This is a genomic window from Dyadobacter sp. NIV53 (assembly GCF_019711195.1).
GTDB lineage: Bacteria > Bacteroidota > Bacteroidia > Cytophagales > Spirosomataceae > Dyadobacter.
Genome location: NZ_CP081299.1, coordinates 3310812 through 3330035, shown reverse-complemented (window position 1 = coordinate 3330035; position 19224 = coordinate 3310812). Strand labels below are relative to the sequence as shown.

14 protein-coding genes and 1 pseudogene are annotated in these 19224 nt (G+C 39.3%); 6 read left to right on the top strand and 9 right to left on the bottom strand.

Annotated features, from left to right (window positions below; all coding sequences use genetic code 11):
- Positions 1-12 precede the first annotated feature (12 nt).
- From KZC02_RS13470 to KZC02_RS13455, 4 genes are all read right to left on the bottom strand, one after another.
- Positions 13-1104, bottom strand: a complete 1092-nt coding sequence (locus KZC02_RS13470) for a cell wall metabolism sensor histidine kinase WalK (RefSeq protein WP_221394562.1) — start codon at positions 1102-1104, stop codon at positions 13-15.
- Between the two features lie 259 nt (positions 1105-1363).
- Positions 1364-2638: a Glu/Leu/Phe/Val dehydrogenase gene (locus KZC02_RS13465; protein WP_221394561.1), complete on the bottom strand. Its 1275-nt coding sequence runs from the start codon at positions 2636-2638 to the stop codon at positions 1364-1366.
- Positions 2639-3024: 386 nt separating this feature from the next.
- Positions 3025-3735: a LytTR family DNA-binding domain-containing protein gene (locus KZC02_RS13460; RefSeq protein WP_229254294.1), complete on the bottom strand. Its 711-nt coding sequence runs from the start codon at positions 3733-3735 to the stop codon at positions 3025-3027.
- Between the two features lie 108 nt (positions 3736-3843).
- Positions 3844-4881: a sensor histidine kinase gene (locus KZC02_RS13455; RefSeq protein ID WP_221394560.1), complete on the bottom strand. Its 1038-nt coding sequence runs from the start codon at positions 4879-4881 to the stop codon at positions 3844-3846.
- Between the two features lie 242 nt (positions 4882-5123).
- On the opposite strand from KZC02_RS13455, the gene KZC02_RS13450 reads away from it, so the two are divergent.
- Positions 5124-7568 (top strand): outer membrane beta-barrel protein, encoded by a 2445-nt coding sequence (locus tag KZC02_RS13450; protein ID WP_221394559.1) that lies wholly within the window; start codon positions 5124-5126, stop codon positions 7566-7568.
- 235 nt (positions 7569-7803) lie between these two features.
- On the opposite strand, the pseudogene typA reads toward KZC02_RS13450, so the two are convergent.
- The 3 genes and pseudogenes from typA to KZC02_RS13435 all read right to left on the bottom strand — a co-directional run bounded on the left by typA (position 7804) and on the right by KZC02_RS13435 (position 10368).
- A pseudogene (gene typA / locus KZC02_RS13445) lies at positions 7804-9619 on the bottom strand (translational GTPase TypA).
- Positions 9620-9833: 214 nt separating this feature from the next.
- Positions 9834-10103, bottom strand: coding sequence for a DUF2442 domain-containing protein (locus KZC02_RS13440; RefSeq protein ID WP_221394558.1), 270 nt, complete (start codon positions 10101-10103; stop codon positions 9834-9836).
- Between the two features lies 1 nt (position 10104).
- Entirely contained in the window at positions 10105-10368 is a 264-nt protein-coding gene (locus tag KZC02_RS13435) for a DUF4160 domain-containing protein (RefSeq protein ID WP_221394557.1), read from the bottom strand.
- A gap of 152 nt (positions 10369-10520) precedes the next feature.
- On the opposite strand from KZC02_RS13435, the gene KZC02_RS13430 reads away from it, so the two are divergent.
- A complete protein-coding gene (locus tag KZC02_RS13430) occupies positions 10521-12113 on the top strand; it encodes a M28 family peptidase (protein ID WP_221394556.1) in 1593 nt (530 codons plus the stop codon).
- 94 nt (positions 12114-12207) lie between these two features.
- A complete protein-coding gene (locus tag KZC02_RS13425) occupies positions 12208-13068 on the top strand; it encodes a TraB/GumN family protein (protein ID WP_221394555.1) in 861 nt (286 codons plus the stop codon).
- Between the two features lie 122 nt (positions 13069-13190).
- On the opposite strand, the gene KZC02_RS13420 is transcribed toward KZC02_RS13425, so the two are convergent.
- Positions 13191-14654, bottom strand: a complete 1464-nt coding sequence (locus KZC02_RS13420; protein ID WP_221394554.1) for an NADH-quinone oxidoreductase subunit N — start codon at positions 14652-14654, stop codon at positions 13191-13193.
- Positions 14655-14800: 146 nt separating this feature from the next.
- Between KZC02_RS13420 and KZC02_RS13415 the strand changes: the two genes are divergently transcribed.
- Together KZC02_RS13415 and KZC02_RS13410 are read left to right on the top strand one after the other, a co-directional pair.
- Positions 14801-15457: a hypothetical protein gene (locus KZC02_RS13415; RefSeq protein ID WP_221394553.1), complete on the top strand. Its 657-nt coding sequence runs from the start codon at positions 14801-14803 to the stop codon at positions 15455-15457.
- Between the two features lie 149 nt (positions 15458-15606).
- Positions 15607-16632: an NAD(P)H-quinone oxidoreductase gene (locus KZC02_RS13410; protein WP_310590440.1), complete on the top strand. Its 1026-nt coding sequence runs from the start codon at positions 15607-15609 to the stop codon at positions 16630-16632.
- A gap of 61 nt (positions 16633-16693) precedes the next feature.
- On the opposite strand, the gene KZC02_RS13405 is transcribed toward KZC02_RS13410, so the two are convergent.
- Entirely contained in the window at positions 16694-17761 is a 1068-nt protein-coding gene (locus KZC02_RS13405; protein WP_229254293.1) for a DUF3500 domain-containing protein, read from the bottom strand.
- Positions 17762-17796: 35 nt separating this feature from the next.
- Between KZC02_RS13405 and KZC02_RS13400 the strand changes: the two genes are divergently transcribed.
- On the top strand, positions 17797-19137 hold the full coding sequence (locus KZC02_RS13400; RefSeq protein WP_221394552.1) for a deoxyguanosinetriphosphate triphosphohydrolase: 1341 nt from the start codon (positions 17797-17799) through the stop codon (positions 19135-19137).
- Positions 19138-19224 lie beyond the last annotated feature (87 nt).

Sequence of the window (19224 nt, the reverse complement as noted above, 5' to 3'; positions counted from 1 at the left end):
AAAAATTAAGAGTTATAAATTGTGTTCCGGAAAATGTTGTTCCTGAATGCCTTCGCTTACTTTTTCTGTAAAAGCCTTTTCAAGTTTAAAAGAGAATGTCGTTCCTTTTTCGGGCTTAGACATCACTGCTATTTTTGTGTCATGCGCATTAATAATGTGTTTGACAATGGCAAGTCCCAGCCCTGTTCCGCCCCGTTCTTTCGACCTGCTTTTGTCCACCCGGTAAAATCTTTCAAAAATACGGTTCAAATGTTCCTGCGCAATACCAGGCCCATTGTCCCGGATTGCAATTTCGACATATTTTTTACCTTCGTTGAAGTGCACAATTACTTTACCATCTTCATTTCCGTACTTAATGGCATTTTCTATCAGGTTTAGCAATACCTGTTCAATCCGGTCTGCATCGGCTTTTACCCACACTTCCGCCAAATCGTCCGGTTTCACTTTTAATGTGATATTCCTGTCAGAAGCAATATTTTCCAGTCTCCCGAATATATTCAGCGTGAGCAGCCGAATATCGACAGGAGCAATATTCATTTTTATATCGCCCGTTTCCATTTGCGACAGAACCAGCAGGTCTTTTACCAATACATCCAGGCTATCCAGGTTTCTGGCAGCTTTTCTCAGGAACCGCTCACGTACGTTTTCATCATCCATGGCTCCGTCCAGTAACGTGTGGATAAAACCCTGAGCTGCAAAAATAGGGGTTTTAAATTCGTGCGACACATCGGCTAAAAATTCACGACGGAACAATTCCAGTCTTTTCAGCTCATCTATTTCCTTTTGTTTTTTAGTGACGTAGACAAATATCTCGTCATTGATAGTCTTTAAGGGATTGGATTCCAGAATGAGCTTTTTACGTGGAGTTATATTGAAATCCTTCATTTTAAGCTTGTGAATAGTCCGGTACATTTTATTCACTTCCCTGAAAACAAGAATATCTACCGTGTAATAAACCAGAAAAAATGAGGATATAAAGGCAGAAAGAGCAGATACGAATAACATCCCTGTTGTTACGCCATCTACAAAAGCTAAAAAAGTAGTTGAAATGAGCGAAATAAGAAAGGCCAGGATAATGGCAATGAAACGAGGACTTAATGACATGGTAAGTGAGCTCTTGGCTTTTAACGTTAAGCCTTTATTTATAGTTTTTTATTCAGGAACCTGTTTGAGTCAGGTTTGTAATTAACCCATAAAGTTAATAATCTGTGAGCAAGAAAACGCTGTTTATTTCGCAGGGCTTTATTGTTAACAGTAACGTAACACAGGATTTCATTTTTTTATATTACAATTGTAACGAAATTAAACCAAAAAGGAGGACGGTAAAAACCTATCCTCCTTTCTTCCATCAATTTTTCTTCTTTTAAAAACCTCCTCTGTATTTGTAAGTGCTCGAAACTTTGTCAATTGCCACAATATAAGCCGCAATCCGAAGAGAAACTTTATATCTTAAAGATGTTTCGTAAACTTTATCAAATGAATCTTTCATGATACGGTCGGTCCTGCGGTTTACGCGTTCCAGGGTCCATTTATAACCAATACGGTTCTGTACCCATTCGAAATAAGAAACGGTCACTCCGCCGGCATTGGCCAGAATATCCGGAACTACCATGATACCTTTGTCATTGATAATATCGTCAGCCTTGAAAGAAGTTGGGCCATTGGCACCTTCCACAATCATTTTGGCCTGAATACTCTCAACATTCCTTCTGGTGATCACATCTTCTTTCGCGGCAGGCACCAAAACATCAACCGGGATTGTAAATATTTCATCACCTGAAATTAGCTCTGCTCCCGTAAATCCTTCCAGCGAACCTTTATTATTGTCGCGGTAGGCAACAGCAGCAGCTATATCAATTCCCTTATCATTGTAGTACGCACCAGAAATATCACTGATTGCATGAATGGCCACGCCACGTTCTCTTAGAAGTAAAGCTGCGTGTGAACCAACATTCCCAAATCCCTGAACAACAGCTGTTGCCCGGTAAGGATTAATGCGAAGTTTTTCCATACCAGCCAAAGCTGATACCATTACACCACGCCCGGTAGCCTCAGTCCGCCCGAGCGAACCTCCTAAAACCAATGGTTTTCCGGTAACAACGGCAGGAATTGTCATCCCTTTTGACTTGGAATATTCATCCATCAGCCAAGCCATTTCGCGCGGGCCGGTTCCCATGTCCGGTGCAGGAATATCCTGGTCCGGTCCAAAAACATCCAGCATAGCTGTCGTGTAAGCTCGCATCAAACGCTCAATTTCTCCGGCCGACATTTCTCTTGGATTACATGCAACTCCACCCTTTGCACCTCCATAAGGAATATCTACCACAGCACACTTCCAGGTCATCCATGCAGCCAGAGCACGGACTTCATCCAGATTAACACCCGGATCAAAACGGATACCACCTTTACTTGGTCCAAGAATAGTGGAGTGGATTACGCGGTAACCTTCAAAAGTTCTGATCTCACCTGAATCCATTGTGACCGGCAAACCTACAATTACCTGTTTACGAGGAACTTTCAGGATGTGGTACATTTCGTCTGAAATCCCCAAAAGCTCTACTGCTTTATCAAATCGCTGCATCATGGACTCCAGCGGATTCTCTTTATCCTTGATTGGAGCAGGTTCTATATATGACATTTTACTTTTTGTTAAAAGTCTGATTTTAAGTGTGTTAATGAAATACTAATGTAAATCAGTGTAAACTTACATCATTTGCATTAATAAAAACAAAAAACCAATTTTTCTTGAAATAGTATAAAAATCAGAAGAAAGTAGATTGTTTTATGGTATTAATGAAGTTTGAAATGAATCAAATGCATTGAGGCAATAACCCAAATTTGTTGGAAGATTTTGCGATTTTCCTGGAATGAAAAAAAGAGAAGAAATTGTAAAGAAATTTATGGGAAAAGAAGGAGATTGATATTGAAGGTTTCACGCAAAGCAGGAAAGATAAGAGCAAAGGACGCAAAGAATTTAACCTTTGCGTCCTTTGCCGTTTTACTTTTTTTACTTTGCGTGAAAGATTAAGTTAATCCCAATTCCCTCAAAAACCCTTCCCTGTAATTACTACCAATCGGTATCTCCGTTTTATTCACAAACAAACGATTTCCTTCAATATGATCGATTTTAGACTTATTAACTATGAAAGAACGGTGTATTCGCAGGAAAAGCGATTTGGGTAATAACTCTTCGAAACTGGAAAAAGTCATTGCAGGTTGCAAAGTGTTTTGGGGAGTTACGATTTTGGTGTAGTTGCCGCTGGCTTCGGCATATAGCAAATCCTGATGCAGGATTTTGAAAATTTTACCATCTGTTTTTATAAAAATGTAATCTTCAATCCTGTTTTCAGGATTTTCAATCGTTGCTGCGGGTGGAATCTGTAACCTTTCCAAAGCCTTGTCGACTGCCACAATGAAACGTTCTAACGAGAAAGGTTTTAGCAAATAATCACAGGCTGAAAGTTCAAAAGCGTCCAGCGCGTACTCCTTATAGGCTGTTGTGAAAATCACCTGTGGCGGGTTTCGTAAAGTTTTCAGGAAGGTAACACCATCCATAACCGGCATGTTGATGTCCAGAAATAGAATATCCACTTTTTGCTGATTCAAAATAGCTTTGGCTTCCAATGCATTTCCACTGGAAGCCACGATGTTTAAATAAGGTAAATGCCCGCAGTAGGTTTTTATAATTTCCCGGGCTATTGGTTCGTCGTCTACGATCAGGCAGTTGAATTTCATTATGGCTGTTAGCTTTGAGCTATTGGCTGTTAGCTCGGTTGTATGTCAAATAAGGTTATTCTGTAATCCGCCAACTTCCATTCTCCTCTCATTCTTCCTCCATTCTCCTTATTTTATTTTTAATCGAAGATTTACGATATAACTTGTCTCTTCATTTTCGATTTCGAGTTCGTGTTGTTTTGGATAAAGCAAATGGAGTCTTTTATTAACATTGACCAAGCCAAATCCACTGCTTTTATTGATAATACTACTTTCCTGAGCAGCTTTATTTTGCGAATTTTTAATGTAAAACAATACGGAGTTTCCCCATATCTTCAAAGACATATCAATGTAAATCTTGTCGTCCGCTGTATTCTTCGAGTGTTTAAAAGCATTTTCAATGAAGACGATTAAAACCATTGGAGCGATTTTGATCGAGGAATCACTTATTTTCTCAATGTTAGTTGTTAATTCCAATCTGTCACCGATTCGTATTTTCTCAAATTCAATATAGTTTTCAATATAGGCGAGTTCTTCATTTAGCGGAACATAAATTTCATTTGAATTATAAACCGAATAGCGCAGTAAGTCCGACAATCTCAGCAAAAGCGGTGGTATTTTTTCGTGTTGTGTAATCGATAATCCGTATAAATTATTGAGTGTATTAAATAAAAAATGCGGACTTAGCTGGGATTGAAGCAAATGCAACTCACTTTGAGATTGTGCGGCGTCCGTTTGTGCTTCTTTTAATTTATTTTGTCCGATTGAACGGGCCAGTTTAACAAATATTCCTAATGCCACGCTCGCAGCCAGAAACGGCAGCCAATACATAAGCAAATTGAGTGCGGGACGGTTGACGAAAGGGCGGTCACCATGGTTAAAAATCCAGCCAATACAAGCAAGAATACTTACTCCAATACCGGTTAACAGTTCGTAAGATACGGGAACACTGCGATCGAGCCAGATTTGCCCCAAATGCCTGCCAAAGAAAACGCTTGCCAGAAAAAATGCAGTCCCTATTGTCGCCACAATTTCTACTTCACCCACACCAACAGCTTCCGCATAAAAACTTATGGCGAACCACATCGAGAAAGCAGCAACTCCTGTTAGAATTGTGTACAACCCTAATTTGAAATCACTCTCGTCTATTCCTTTTACTTTGATCATCTCTTTTTTAGTTGCCCTTGTTGATTGGCAAAAGTGATTTTTTATATCCATTACTATAAAATAAGATGGCGAACGATGGGAAATTCGTGCTGTAAAGGGTCAGATTAATGACCAAACTTTTCGACACCTTAAAACAACATTCTGTCAGTGATTTGGGAAGTTACGACACTATTATTTCTTATGGCAATGCTGGCTGCCAATATTTGCCTCATTAGAAGCTAACAGCACAAAAAGTAAAAGCCATGAAAAAGTTAATCAATGTTCTAATTTTTGCATTCCTTACCAATATGATTTATGCCCAAACGGTAAATAAAACCATTTCGGGAGTTGTGAAAGATACCGGAAACGAAGTGTTGCCAGGATCGACTATCCGTTTGCTTAAAGCCAGCGATTCTACAATGGTAAAAGGCGAAATAACTGATGGGAACGGGAAATTTCAATTTAGCAATTTGGAAAACAGCACTTATTTACTTGACATTACTTCAATGGGACAAAAGAGGTTTGTCAGCGTTCCACTCACGATCAGCGATGTCCAGTCTACTATTTCGTTACCAGTAATTATTTTGCTGCCTGCTAAAACTGTCGAATTAAAGGAACTGACGGTAAAAGCGAAAAAGCCCTTAATTGAACAGGAAATAGATAAAACGATCGTAAATGTAGAATCTATGATCAGCAGCGCAACGAGTAATACGATGGAAGTCTTGGAAAAAACGCCTGGTATTTCCGTGAATAATAACGGAGAGATAAGTCTGAACGGTAAAAGTGGTGTGATGGTTTTGATCGACGGAAGAAGCACTTACATGTCGGGACAAGATCTGGCCGCGTACCTGAAATCACTTCCTGGCGGACTTCTGGATAAAATTGAATTGATCGATAATCCATCCGCAAGATATGATGCGGCTGGAAATGCGGTAATCAATATTCGTTTGAAAAAGAATAAAATAGGAGGACTGACGGGAAGTGTTTCAACGGGTATAACGCAAGGGAAATATGCAAGAAACAACGATGCGCTGAACCTGAATTATAACCGTAAGAAGGTTAATGTGTTTGCAAATTTGGGCTATAATTATGAGAAGAATTACGCACTTGATATTTACAACCGAAGATTTTACAACGCATCTTCGGAATTGGTTTCGAGAGTGGATTTGGTCAACGATCAGGTTTATAAAAACAAAAGTATCAACGTGAATTTTGGCCTCGATTTCGCTGCGACGCCGAAAACCACATACGGGGTAATTTTTAATTTGAACAAGACAAATAGAAATGGAGTCTTTGAATATGATAGTAAAAACTACGATTCAAGTAATTCGTTAGAACTTATCGGTTCGGGAAGTACAATTGGTGGCGACAAAAGAACCAATACTGGAATAAATCTGAATATGCTTCACAAGTTGAATAACTATGGGCGAGAACTTTCTGTTGATGTCAATTATCTTCATTATTTGTCCAAAGGACATCAAACGTTGAGAAATCTTTCTTTTGAGCCAAATGGAGCATTAATTAGCAGAAGTGATTTTATATATCTCATTCCTTCCGACATTAATATTTACACGGCCAAAGCCGATTATGTTCATCCATTTAAAAACAAAGGAAAACTGGAAACCGGCTTTAAATCCAGTGTGATCAATAATGATAATGTGTTTGACTATTACAAAATAACAGATGGTTTTCAGGTAATTGACAATGCGAATTCCAATCATTTTAAGTACAAAGAAAATATCAATGCGGTCTATATTAACGGGCAAAAATCATGGAGAAGATTTGGAGCGCAATTGGGTCTGCGGGTGGAAAATACGCATATTAATGGTAATCAGTTGGGTAATGAAGAAGTAGAAGGTTCTGAATTTACCAAAAACTATACTGGCTTATTCCCAAGCGCTTTTGTAAGTTACAAGTTAGATGATAAGGGCAAAAATACGTTTGTTTTAATGGCGGTTAGAAGGATAAGCCGACCGAATTATCAGTTGCTGAATCCGTTTTTGTTCCAAAGAGATCAATATACTTACAGTTCAGGAAATCCGGATATCAATCCGCAGTACCAAAACAGGCTGGAACTCAAATATCAGCACAAGCAAGTCCTGAATATGGGATTGAGTTACAATAAGTTTACGAATTCCATTTTTCCTACAACCAAAACCATAGACAGTATATTTATCAATCGCCCCGATAATATAAAAGGTGGCTACATGGTGCTTTTGAATACAACTGTAAACACTTCTGTAACCAAATGGTGGTATACAAATACAACTTTAAGACTTTCCAGAATAGGACTAAGAGGAATTGTTTACGGAGAACAACTTCGTTTTGACACCAATATGGCAAGGCTTGAACTTAATAACTACTTTACTTTGAGCAAAACCGTGAGTGCGGAGTTTGGTGGTTATTACGCAAGCCGTGATTTCAGCGGGCAAGCTGTGACCAGCGGAATGTACATTCTCAATGCTTCAATTCAAAAGAAAATCTGGGATGGAAAGGGCAGTATTCGTTTGTCTGCCAATGACCTATTCCATTCCTGGGTTTACCATAACAAATCAATCAGCCTGATCCAATCGGATTATCTTCAAACCAATAAAACGGATACGCAACGGATTGGTGTTGCTTTTACCTACCGCTTTGGAAAGGACACTTTTGCGCGGAAACGTAAGCATAATGATAATGCCTCGGATGATGAAAAGGGGAGGCTTTGAAGGGAGGAGTCATGTTAAGAAGTTAAAGTAGTTAGGGAAGCTACGGACTTAGAAATGGGAAGTTAGGGCGTTATAGTCTCAGTTGTTTGTGTTCCCATAAGCAACTGTGTATCGTGGTGGGATTTGCTATATAGCATTGTGATGTTCGTTTGTGAGAACACAAACGAAGGTGCGGTGACAAAAAAAGGAAGCCCGTATGAGCTTCCTTTTTTAACTTCTAACTTGAAATTTTATATTATGCCATCTCTACCTTAGAACCAAATCTTTTACGATCGTTTTCTTCCAGATAGATTTTCCGCATACGCATGCTGTTTGGAGTTACTTCCAGATATTCGTCTTTCTGGATATATTCCATCGATTCTTCAAGAGAAAAATTGATTTTCGGAACAATGCGCAAACCATCATCAGTACCGGAAGCACGCATGTTGGTCAGTTTTTTCGCTTCCTGTAAGTTTACTACGATATCATTTGGACGGGTATGTTCTCCAATAACCTGACCTGCATAAATTTCTTCACCTGGTTCAACAAAGAAACGTCCGCGATCCTGTAATTTATCAATCGTGTAACCTGTAGCAGGTCCTGTATTTTTTGAGATGATAGAACCACTCAAACGTCCAGGAATTGGTCCGCGGAAAGGCTCAAAGCTTTTGAAACGGTGAGTCATTGTAGCTTCTCCTTGCGTAGCAGTAAGTAAGTTAGAACGAAGACCGATCAATCCACGCGAAGGAATTTCAAATTCCAAATGCTGCAGATCACCTTTTGGTTCCATAATCAAAAGTTCACCTTTACGCTGGCTTGCCAATTCAATTACTTTACCAGAAGAAGACTCAGGAACATCTACAACAAGCGTTTCGATAGGTTCTAAACGTTGTCCGTTTTCATCTTGTTTGAAAAGAACCTGAGGCTGTCCAACCTGTAATTCATAACCTTCACGACGCATCGTTTCGATCAGAACTGACAAGTGGAGAATTCCGCGTCCGAATACTAAAAATTTATCTTCAGTATCAGTTGCTTCAACACGTAATGCAAGATTTTTTTCCGTTTCCTTCATCAAACGGTCACGTAAATGACGCGATGTTACGAATTTACCTTCCTTACCATAGAATGGAGAGTTGTTGATAGTGAACAACATATTCAGTGTTGGTTCGTCAACAGAAATACGTGGAAGTGCTTCCAGGATTTTCAAGATCTGCAAGTGTATCTCCGATTTCGAAATCTTCAATACCGGTTACAGCACAAATATCACCAGCTTCTACTTCAGTTACTTTTACTCTTCCAAGTCCTTCGAAAACCTGAAGTTCTTTTATTTTTACTTTTTTGATAACACCGTCTGCTTTGCAAAGAGACATCGCAGCGCCTTCTTTCAAAGTTCCGCGTAATACACGTCCGATTGCAATACGACCAACAAATGCATTATAGTCAAGTGACGTAATCTGCATCTGAGGCGTTCCCGGGTGGATAATTGCAGCAGGGATTTGCTCAATAATTGTATCCAGCAAATAAGTAATATTGTCAGTTGGAGTTTTCCAGTCAGGGCCCATCCAGCCTTGTTTAGACGAACCATATACGGTTGCGAAATCAAGCTGATCTTCTGTTGCTCCCAAATTGAACATCAAATCAAAAACACTTTCCTGAACTTCTTCAGGGCGGCAGTTTTCTTTATCTACTTTATTTACAACCACGATTGGTTTCAAACCAAGCTGAATCGCTTTTGATAAAACGAAGCGCGTCTGAGGCATCGGGCCTTCAAAAGCATCCACGAGTAACAAAACACCGTCAGCCATTTTAAGTACGCGTTCCACTTCACCGCCAAAGTCGGCGTGACCTGGTGTATCAATTACATTGATTTTGTAATCTTTGTAACGTACTGATACGTTTTTAGATACGATAGTAATTCCACGTTCACGTTCAAGATCATTGTTGTCAAGAATCAGATCGCCAAATTCCTGATTCTCACGAAACAGTTTTGAAGCATGAATGATTTTGTCGACCAATGTCGTTTTGCCGTGGTCAACGTGCGCAATAATTGCGATGTTACGAATGGATTGCATTGTTTTATAGATCAATTGTTTACAGTTGACAGTTTGCTGAAATTGGTTGCCAACTGACTTTACTGCCATGAGACGTTATGATTGTAACGTCGTCAAATAAGGTGCAAAGGTACGGAGTTTTTTCGCTGAATAACAGTATTTTACAATTAATTTATTGTTATCAAGCCAAAAACAATGTATATGCTAAAAGAAGTACAAAAAGTGAAGAAAAATATTAAATAGATACAATTTCAGATTTAGACATTTTATAAAGATTATCAGGATCAAAATCCACACCATTATCCCAGATAAGTGTACCATATGAATCGAGCTGCACCGATTTAAAATAAGTAGGATCTGCCAGTTGACTTATCAATCCGTCATTGATATTTCTATATTTTTCAATTGTTGCCCATAAATCAATTACTCTTACCTCTCCTGTATTAAACAGGCAGTAAATGCGGTAATCCTGAACTGAAACTATTTTTTTAATATAGTGAAGCATATTATTTTAAAGGTTCTATCCTGTTCCAGGATTTAAAATCTTTATTAAGATTTATAAAATTTTCCAACAATTCTTCTTCATGAATAATGGCCCATGCCTGAACTAGTTTTAATTGTTTGGGAGGCAAATATCCTTCTAAAAGTTCAGTACTATGTATTTCTATAATTGCTTTATAATCTTGAAATTCTGCATGAAAATGAGGTGGATTATGATCATCAAAAAACATTTTAATAATTATTCCAAGAAAACGGCTTATTTCTGGCATTCTTTATGGTGAAGTGTATTTTCAAATATACAATTTTAGGAAATACGAAATTAGCTGTTTATATAAAACATTGAAATTGGTCTCAATTTTGCATTCGCAGTATCGTTTAGTTTCTTTGTAGAAATTGTAACTCGCATTTTTTTTAATTCGTTATGAATAAAAACATACTGGCCGGAATATTCCTGTCGATCACCACATTTGCATATGCACAGGATGATGCTACCAAATATGCCGAAAGTATTACCCCCGAAGATTTAAAAAAGCATCTGGTCATTATTGCGGCGGATAGCATGAAAGGCCGTGACACGGGTTCCCCAGGACAAAAAATGGCTGCTGAATATGTACTGAAATATTTTAAGGAATATGGTTTACAGCCCATTGCAGCGGCAGCGGATGGCTCAAAATCTTTTTTGCAAAAATATAATCTGTATAAGCGCGGCTGGGGAGAAGTGTATGTAAAGGCAGGCGGGAAACAATATGAATTCAATAAGGATTTTTATTTAAATGGAATCCTGGATGCTCCGGCTGAAACAAATACGCCTGTAGTACTGGCAGGTTATGGTATTGAAGAACCGGCTTATAACGATTATGCCAATTTGAATGTAACGGGCAAGTCGGTTATTATTTTTGAGGGTGAACCGAAATTGAAAGACGGCAATTATCTGTTAAGCGGCAATGGAGATAAATCCAAATGGAATAGTACAGTTTCATGGCAGAACAAGGTTAAACTGGCATTAGAAAAAGGCGCAAAACATGTCTTTATTATTAGTGAAAAAACGGGAGAGGATTTTGACAAAGAAATACGCCAGCGTGCCGTAATGGCCAGAAGGTTTAGTTCGCCAACATTAAAGCCCGTTAAGGAATCTTCAAATAATATAGCGTCGTTTGTTTTATCTGCTGAAATGGCCGCACAAATATTGAATACTTCGGTTCAAAAGCTTACAAAGGAAAAAGATGAAATAGGAAAAACGAAAAAACCTTTGTCAAAGAGCCTGTCGGGAGAAGCGACATTTAAAGCTGAAAGAACCAATGAGATCATTGAAACTGAAAATGTAGCAGCTTACATGGAAGGCTCGGATAAAAAGGACGAGGTTTTGGTAATCAGTGCGCATTTGGACCATATCGGAATTTCACCGAACGGAGAAATTAACAATGGAGCGGATGATGATGGTTCGGGAACTGTTTCACTTCTGGAACTGGCAGAAGCATTCAGCAAAGCAAAAGCAGATGGAAAAGGCCCAAGAAGAAGTATTTTATTTCTGAATGTAACCGGTGAAGAAAAAGGATTATTCGGTTCAGAATATTATTCGGAAAATCCTTTATTGCCGCTGAAAAATACGGTTGCTGACCTGAATATAGATATGATCGGCCGTGTGGACGAAGCGCATAAAAACGATCCTAAATATGTGTATGTCATAGGTGCTGATAAATTATCTTCCCAATTGCATGCGATCAGTGAGGAAGCGAATAAAAAATATGTCAATTATAAACTGGATTACACTTTTAACGACCCCAAAGATCCGAACCGTTTTTACTATCGCTCAGATCATTACAATTTCGCTAAGGTGGGCATACCGGTCATATTTTATTTTACAGGTGTACACGAAGATTATCACCGTCCCGGCGATGATGTGGAAAAAATTATGTTCGATAAACAGGCACCTATTGTAAAGCTTGTTTTTCATACTGCCTGGGAACTGGCAAACCGGGAAGAAAGAATTGTTGTGGACAGTCATAAAGAATAGACGAAGCGGGCCTGGCCTGAAAGGCTTAAATATCTCTGCCCGGGGTATAATCCTGGGAAAATGGGAATTTGTTTTTAATATCAATATGTTGATTATGAAAAAGTTGTTTTTGGTTCTGGCATTGCTTTTTTCTGTATTTATAGCAAAGGCTCAGGCTCCGGTGGAAAGTTCTTTGCTTTGGGAAATTAAAGCTCCGAACCAATCAAAACCTTCTTATCTGTTTGGCACCATACATTTAATATGTCCTGCGGATTTTTCTCTTAGTGACTCGTTGAAATTAGCCATTTCTAAAACTGAGCAGGTTGCTCTTGAGGTTGACATGGACGATCCCAATATGATGGCGGCCATGATGAAATCCATGAATATGAGTGATGGGAATGAACTTAAAAAACTTGTTACAGAAGCCGAGTATAATAAACTGAGCCAGTTTTACAAAGATTCTGTCGGGGTTGGTTTAGCTATGTTTGAAAGAGTAAAACCGTTTGTATTGATGGGGCCGCTTTTTAATGCAGTTCTGGCTTGTCAGCCTCAGTCTTATGAAATGTCGCTGGTAGAACTTGCGAAAAAACAAAAGGCAGAAGTCATTGGCCTGGAAACGATTGACGAGCAAATGGCACTTTTCGATTCTGTTCCATATAAAGATCAGATGAAAATTATCATGACTATGATTGACAGTCTTCCGCAGGCAAGGGAAGAATTCAAAGGATTAATAAAAATGTATAAAACGCAGAATGTTAATGATTTATACAAATTAACATTAAAAAGTGAGTTCGGTTTGGAAGGGAATGAGGAAGTTTTGTTGTTTGCAAGAAATCAAAAATGGATTGGCCGGATTCAAAAGATCATAGCGGAAAAGCCAACATTCTTCGCAGTAGGAGCAGCACATCTTGGAGGTGAAAGGGGCGTCATTGCGTTGTTGAGAAAAGAAGGATATATGGTGCGGGCAATTAAGTAAGGGAGAAAGGAAATAAAGTTTTTTTGCAAATTATAAAAGAAGGGCAGAGAGTGCAGAGACGATTTTACTTTGCATACTCTGCCCCTTTCTTTACTACCTTTCGTGAAACCTTTATTTTTTTCTCAGAAAGCAGAAATCCAATTTGTCAGCCATTCAGGTTTAAAGAATAACGCAATTACCAGAGCTACTATCAACCCTGCAAGCACGTTGCTCAATATTGCCTTGGATATTGGATTTGCCTTGCTTTCAGATTTAATATTTTTGAAAAAAAGCAGATAAGGAAGTCTGAGATAATACGCCAGCGAAATGGCTGCATTGAGAATCCCGCCAATCAATAACCAAAGCATCCAGGAGAACTGCTGCTGTTGATAACTATCCCATAGAGATGAGAAAATCAAAAGCTTTGATGTAAATCCGACGGTTGGCGGTAATCCTGCGAGTGCTATCATTACCATGGTCAAAGCACCGGAAAGCCAGATATATTTTTTGCCCAACCCTTCATAATCTTCCAGTCCGGTATTGGATTGAGGTATTAACAAGTCAATCAGAAAGAAAGCTGCCATGTTGATAATAAGATAAGAAGCAGTGTAGAAAACAGCTGTTTCAAACCCAAACCTGCTATATGCCGCAATCCCAACCAACAGATATCCCGCCTGTGCAATGGATGAATAAGCTAATAACCGGCGGGCATTGGATTGCCATAAAGCCGCCACATTGCCAATTGTAATGCTGATTAATGCTATTCCTCCAAGTACAGGAAAATACTGTGCGGGCAATATACTTGCCAAACGCATGAGCACCAATACAACAGCGGCTTTTGGTGCAACCGATAAAAAAGATACCAGCGGAGTAGGAGCTGCTTCATATACATCGGGCGTCCAGACGTGGAAAGGAACCAGCGAAAGCTTAAAAAGCAGTCCCGAAAGAGTGAGTACAATGGCTACCGTTATGACCAATCCTGAATTATTCAGTAATCCGGCTGTCATATGCTGGCTTGTAATATCCATAGTGCCTGTTAACCCATAGATTAGTGAAATTCCATAGAGCATTACAGCAGAGCTTGCTGCACCAAAAAGTAAATATTTAATACCTCCTTCTGCTGCCTTTTTGTAAGGCGAAATAGCAACCAAAAGATATGAGCTGATAGAGATCAGTTCCAGGGAAAGGTAAATTGTCAGTAAATGTGTGGACATGGTTAGCAAAAACAAACCAGCCACGGAAGAAATAAGCAAAGCATTAAATTCCGGTGGGAAATCATAACGAAGGATTCGTACATGGATGAGCGTAAATATCCATGCGGCGGTAATAAGCAGTTTAAAAAAAACTGCCTGATGATCCAGAAACAAAAGCGGATGAAAGCGGAAAGATGGTTCTTCGTTCCACTGGACAAGTACCATCATCAATGTAATGATACTTCCGGCAATAGCAATCCTGTGCAACCAGGTGGATATTTCTTCTTTTTTCACCCATTTTATCAGGAGTAACTCTGCCAGAAGAAATAAACAAAAGAATGAGCCAAGGAAAATTTCAGGAGCAATTCCTGCCAGGCTTTGGCGTATATGTATGAGCTGTTCGTTAATATCCAATTGAGCAGGTACAATTTTTTAGGCAAAAGTACATAAAGATGGTAGGGATTCTAGGAGGTTAAATAGAATTAAAAGGCATATCTATTCAATTTTAACTAACTTTTCCTGCCAATTACTTTCAATTGTTAAATTAAACAGGTCTTATCATGAATTATTTATCAAGGATTCTATGCCTTTCAGCCTTTTTTTTAGGAAACGAAATTATGGCTCAGGATTCAACCGGTTTATCCGGCACACCCTATCAGGAAGTTCAGTCAAATGTTTCTCCCTATTTGTTCAAAGAATGGTATTCGGGCACTGTTCGAACCGACGATGATAATGTTCATGACGGTGTGTTGCTCCGTTATGATATTGTAAAAGATGAGCTCGAATATAAGGCAGGTTCCAGCCTGTATCGCGTAAAACAAACGGTAAAAGAGTTTACAATTCCAAGCGGCACAGATCTGTATATTTTCAAAAGCGGTTTTCCGGCAACAGAAAATAATAACGGTAAAAGTTTTTACCGTGTTATGTATGATGGGGAAACCAAATTACTGAAACGCTACCAGACCCCGATCAAAATAGAAAAAGCAAATGCAACCAGAGAAATGGAGCCGGATGCAAAGCTTTATATTGTAAAAGGTGATAAAGTAACCCAGGTTTATCTGAAAGACAAAAACAGCTTTTTGAAATTGCTTTCAGACGAGAAAAATAAAATGCAGTATGTGATAAAGGAAGAGCAGCTGGAATTTGACGGAGACGATGATCTGGCCAGGCTTCTGGAAGAATATGACTCGTACAAAGCGGGAAGGGGAGGGAATTAATTTTATCTTTATTCATAACTTTAAACTCGTGATAACCTGTTTAGCAACCTGACCGATTGGTATGCCTTACTATTCGTGCAACAGATAGTTTGTAAACTGCGACATTTGCTTTTTATTTGGACATTGTAAAGTAAATTTTTAGAGTAAGTATGGCTCAATACCGAGGAACCGGAATCGATAGTAACCAAATGAATGCAGTTGTAATTACCCGGCCCGGTGCTCCCGAAGTATTGCAGTTACAAAAAAGGCTGCGGCCTCAGCCAAAAGAAAACGAAGTGCTGATCAGGATTTATGCGGCAGGAGTGAACCGGCCGGATGTGTTTCAGCGTAAGGGATCTTATCCGCCGCCGCCTGGTGTGTCCAGAGATATTCCCGGATTGGAAATTGCCGGAATCATCGAAAAATGCGGAGTTGCCGTTACCAACCTGAAAAAGGGAGATGCGGTTTGTGCACTTTTGTCTGGAGGCGGTTATGCTGAATTTGCAGCAGTAAATGCGGGACAATGCCTTCCTATCCCGCATGGTTTTGACTTTATTCAGGCTGCATCACTGCCTGAAACCGTATTCACTGTTTGGCATAATGTATTTCAACGGGGTGGTTTGAAAGAAAATGAGCACTTTCTTGTGCACGGAGGCGGAAGTGGGATTGGAATTACGGCCATCCAGCTTGCGAAAGCATTTGGTGCCAAAGTATTTGCTACGGCCGGAACTGATGAAAAGTGTGCCGAATGCGTAGTAATTGGTGCTGACCGATGTATCAATTACAAAAATCAAGACTTTGAATATGAGCTGAAAAATGAAGGAGTTGATGTAATTCTGGATATGATCGGTGGTGATTATATATCAAAAAATGTAAGGTTGCTTCGGGAAGATGGAAGGCTAGTCTTCATCAATACGATGAAAGGCAGTAAGCAAAAACCGGGTGATGAACTTGATTTTGGTTTAGTGATGAAAAAAAGGCTGACTATTTCGGGCAGTATGCTGCGTAGCCGGGATGCTCATTTTAAACAAATATTAACGCAGGATATTTGCCGGCATGTTTGGCCGGTATTGGAAGAAGGGAAGTTTAAACCAGTCGTTTTTACACAATTCCCGATGTGTGAAGCCAGTTTGGCACATCAGTTAATGGAAAGCAGCGAACATTTCGGAAAGATTATATTAACTAACACATGGTAAACTTTTGAAAGCGAGCTGTGAACTTTTTACTTTGAACTTTTCAATGTGAATTCAGATCTCCCTACCGGTGCTTTTTAGCATAATGTTCCCGCAGCATATCCTCGCCAAAATCGTTCTTTAAATCCCTTACAACGGAGTGAATGTGATTTCCGCCGTTTTGGGTATTATCAAATTCGATCAGGAATGTAGGGCCATGAATACGGTAATATTGTCCGTGACCCGCACCGATTTCTGCTTGCTGATCGCCCATCCATGCAAAATGGATCTGGTCAAGCCCTGCTTTTTCAAGTTCAGTCCATTGCTGGTTTTTCAGTGTAATGTGGTAACGCTGTAAATATATCCGGATCAGTTTTTTGAAAACAGCCTGTTGTTCTGCATTCATGTCTTTCATCGCCAATCCCTGCATTTTTTCCAGTGAAGCTTTCCGGCTGTTTGCGGTGAAAATTTCATTTGGAGACTCAGTTCCAAGCAATACTGTTTTCAATTGTGCCGCATTCAGGCTATGTAACAATTCGAAGGCAATATCCTGTTCATCTGCCAGAATACGTTTTCCTTTTTGCGGAACTTCCGCCAGAACTTTCCCCGGATTACTGCCCATAAATCCAGGCATAAAGGCAATCTGACCATTCATTGAAGTAAAGTGCAAAGATAAATGATGTCCTTCCACACTCCATCCCCATGGATCATTGCCAGGATTGCCATAGATCAGGAATGCGAAATTTTCAGGATCGCGGTATGTATCATTGGGTGGGCGGTTTTCAACTACGCGTAAAACATTTTCCAGGTCAATGATCGCTTCCGTTTTCTGATATCCTTCCCGGCTCATCATCAAATGTACTATTGCCATGGCAGCCGCACGCTGTTCCGGTTTCATTTTTTTGAGCGTAAGTCCTTTTCTTTCCCGTGGTATATAATGCCAGTCAAAACGTACATTGTTCTCAAAATCAGTAACAGCCACGTTTTTTTGTTCAGGATTTAATGTCTTGATAAAAGTATTTACTGCTGCCGACATTTTTTTTGCAAGCACCTCATCCTTTTCAGTAATGGCATTATTAAAACCACTGGCAAAGCCGGAAGAAATAATAATTGTCAAAAGCAGTACCGATATTAATCGTAACTTTTCCATCATGCAGCTAATTTTGTTTGTCTTAAATAATAAAAACAATGAAGTGGGAAAAGTTACTCTCTGCAAAACGATGGGGAAGTGAAGATAAATATATTGAAGATCAGGCAGAGGCGCGTTCCGAATTTCAACGTGATTATGACAGGCTGATATTTTCTTCCCCTTTTCGCAGATTACAGAACAAAACGCAGGTTTTTCCTTTACCGGGAAGCGTGTTTGTACATAACCGGTTGACACATAGTTTGGAAGTTGCCAGTGTTGGCCGTTCCTTGGGAAGGATTTTTTATAATAAAATAAAAAATGACGAGCCGGGAATTGATGAAAGACTCCCGCTTATCAGTGAAATCGGAAATATAGTTGCTGCCGCTTGTCTGGCGCATGATCTGGGAAATCCGGCCTTTGGCCATTCGGGTGAAGCTGCAATTTCGCATTACTTTACCAATGATAAAGGGCTGGATTATAAAGATAAAGTGACAGAAGCTCAGTGGAAAGATCTAACAAATTTTGAAGGAAATGCCAATGCTTTCCGGATTTTAACGCATCCGTATGCAGGGAAAGGTTATGGCAGTTTTGCCCTTACTTATTCGACACTGGCGTCAATTGCAAAATATCCGTGTGAATCGCTGGCTAATGACAAATCGAAAATTTATACTAAAAAATACGGTTTCTTTCAATCCGAGCAATCAGGGTTTCAGAGAATTGCCACAGATCTCGGATTGGAGAAAGTGGAGAACGATTTGCTAATTTATAAAAGACACCCGATAGTTTATCTGGTAGAGGCGGCAGACGATATTTGTTATAATATTATTGATCTGGAAGATGCACACCGCCTGAAAATCCTGTCTTACAAGGACGTTGAAGAGTTGCTTCTCAGGTTGTGCAATGATCCTGATTTACCTGCGCGATTGGCGGACATTGAAGATGACGATGCGAAGATCAGCCTGCTCAGGGCGAAAGCAATTAATGTACTCATCATGGCCTGCTCGTCGCTGTTTTATAATGAACAGGGAAATATTTTAAATGGTGATTTTAATTTTAGCCTGATTGACCGCATCGACGAACCGTACAGAACGGTAATGAAAGAAATTGAAACGATTTCTGTTAAAAAAATATATAACTATTCGTCTGTTGTACAGATCGAAGTGGCTGGTTATAAGGTGATGGGCGGACTTTTGGAAGAATTTATTCCTGCTTATTTAAACAACAATTCACATTATACGAAAAAGCTGGTAGAGCTGATACCAAAGCAGTTTATAACAAAAAGCACGGATGAATATTCAAGAATTCAGACTGTGCTGGATTTCGTTTCGGGTATGACTGACCTGTATGCAGTGGAATTATTCCGTAAAATAAAGGGTATTTCATTTCCTTCGATCAGCTAGAAAAATAGTATTTTTTTATAACGTTGGTTATGATCCGGTAGAAGTATTTTTTCGGCAGCATGAACTATTTTTTTAAAGATAAAACTT